The sequence below is a fragment of the Paracoccus sp. L-17 genome, assembly GCF_056857655.1.
The window spans coordinates 1-2,276 of the sequence record NZ_JBSXNM010000001.1 but is presented as its reverse complement, the minus strand read 5'-3'; the positions used below and the strand labels follow the sequence as shown (position 1 = coordinate 2,276).

General features: G+C 57.7%; 1 protein-coding gene. It reads right to left on the bottom strand.

Annotated elements, in window-relative coordinates; all coding sequences use genetic code 11:
- Positions 1-63 precede the first annotated feature (63 nt).
- Positions 64-2,112 carry a type I restriction endonuclease subunit R gene (locus AC13CR_RS00005; RefSeq protein WP_482900382.1) on the bottom strand — a complete coding sequence of 683 codons (2,049 nt, stop codon included), beginning with the start codon at positions 2,110-2,112 and terminating at the stop codon, positions 64-66.
- Positions 2,113-2,276: the final 164 nt, after the last annotated feature.

Here is a 2,276-nt window from a genome sequence, read left to right as displayed (position 1 = left end):
CAACAACAGACGCTTGCTGGAACCCATCGGTAACATCCCGCCAGCAGAGGCCGAGGCAAACTTCTATGCCGCTCTGGAAAGATCAGACATGGCCGCGTAACTAAGACAAATCAGCCTCCGGAAAACCCGGCGCGGTTCATCGAGGAACTTGGCGTCGGACTGGATTAGGCCGATGAGCTGCTCGCGGCTGATCTGGACTTTCTTCGGGTCCTGACCCGAGTACTTAGCGATCAGCTTCATGATGTAGTCGTAGTCGATGACGGCCGAGGCAAAAAGGACGAACTCGAAATCGAGCTGGTCGACCTCAGGATTGGCTGGACCGCCATCCCCACCGGGCTTGCCCTGCTGTTCTTTCAACCTCTGAGCAGTTTCGAGGTAGACCCCGCGGAAACCGCGGAGTTCGTCCTTGGGGAGGGTCTGTTCGATCTGCCCGCGCTGCTCCTCAGTTAGGTCGGTGTACTGGTCGAGCTGCGTCTGCAACCGCTGCACCTCCTTGAACCGGTTAATGAACTGGGCCCGCGCGTCGTCGCCCTTCAGGTTGTTCACCTGATCGGGTTCTGCCTCCAAGCCGTGAGATTTCATGAACTCGCCGAGGTCGGCGACGGCCTTCTTGAAGTTCTCGATGACAACCGGCGCCTTGTCGACCAGCCAGATTTCCCGGGCCCGGTCGGACTGCGCGCCAGAGAACATTGCTATGGCTGCGTCGACGTTGTCCTGCTGATCGCGGAAGTCGAGGATGTGTCCGTAGGGTTTGGTCGCGTTGAGAACGCGGTTTGTGCGGGAGAATGCCTGGATCAAGCCGTGGTGCTTAAGATTCTTGTCGACGTAGAGCGTGTTGAGGAACTTTGCGTCGAATCCGGTGAGGAGCATGTCTACGACGATGGTAACGTCGATCTTTTCCTCGCCCTTGCGGGGCAGGTCCCGGTTAGGGAACTGCTGATCCTTAATGCGCTGCTGGACGTCCTGATAGTAGAGGTCGAAGTTGTTGATGTCGTGGTTCGTGCCGTACCACTTGTTGTAGTCGGCGATGATCGCCTTGAGCGCCGTCTTCTTGCCCTCAGGGTCATGCCGGTTGTCCTCCTTCTCCTGGGGAAGGTCCTCCTGGATTTGTTGGACATCCTTGTTGCCTTCAGCGGGAGGAGAGAAAACTGCGGCAATCTTGAGGGGCACGAACTCCTTATCGGCGGCTTGGCGCGCGGCTTGGAGCTTCTTGAATACATCGTAGTACTCGATGGCGTCGTTGATCGACGCGGTCGCGAGAAGCGCATTGAAACGGCGGCCTCCGGTCGCGGCATCGTGTTTGTCGATGATGGCTTGCGCCACCGCCTGCTTCGTGAACGTCTCGCCCTGCGTTGCGGCGGCGCCGTCCTTGGGCCTGTAGTAGTCGACGTGGAAGCGGAGGACGTTTCGATCCTCGATCGCGTGCGTGATCGTGTAGGCGTGGAGCTCTTTCTGAAAGAGATCCTTGGTAGTTCGAAGAGTGGCGACGTCACCCTCGATCTGCTTCACCGTGGCATTGTCCTCGAAGATCGGGGTTCCCGTGAAGCCGAAGAGTTGGGAGTTCGGAAAAAACTCCTTGATGGCCCTGTGGTTCTCACCGAATTGCGAGCGGTGGCACTCGTCGAAGATGAAGACCATCCGCTTGTCGCGCAGCTGTTCAAGCCTCTGCTTGAACGTTGAGCGCCCCTGAGCGACGCTCTGCTTGTTGTGCTTGCTGTTCTCGTCGAGAGCGAGGCCGAGCTTCTGGATTGTGGTGACAATGACCTTGTCAGCGTAGTCGTCGGACAGCAGGCGGCGAACCAGCGCGGCTGTGTTGGTATTCTCCTCGACGCAGTTTTCCTGAAATCGGTTGAATTCCTCTCGCGTCTGGCGATCGAGGTCCTTGCGGTCAACGACGAAGAGGCATTTGTGGATGCTCTCATTAGTCTTGAGGAGCGTCGAGGCCTTGAAGGAAGTGAGCGTCTTTCCCGAGCCGGTGGTGTGCCAGATGTAGCCGTTACCGCAGTTCTGATCGATGCAGTCGACAATCGCCTTGACCGCGTAGATCTGGTACGGCCGCATCATCAAGAGCCTCTGCTCGCTCGCGATGAGAACCATATATTTGCTGATCATCTGACCAAGCGTGCACTTGGGTATGAACCGCTCCGGGTTTGCCGGAGGCTGATTTTGGTTACTTACGCGGCCATGGGTTCAGTTTCCAGAGTTGCGTAGAAGTTGGCCTCGGCTTCTGCGGGCGGGATGTTCCCGATGGGCTCAAGCAGGCGGCGGTTGTTGAA

Coding starts and splice junctions, on each gene's coding strand:
- AC13CR_RS00005 (WP_482900382.1), bottom strand. CDS start 2,112: ATGATCAGCAAATATATGGTTCTCATCGCGAGCGAGCAGAGGCTCTTG.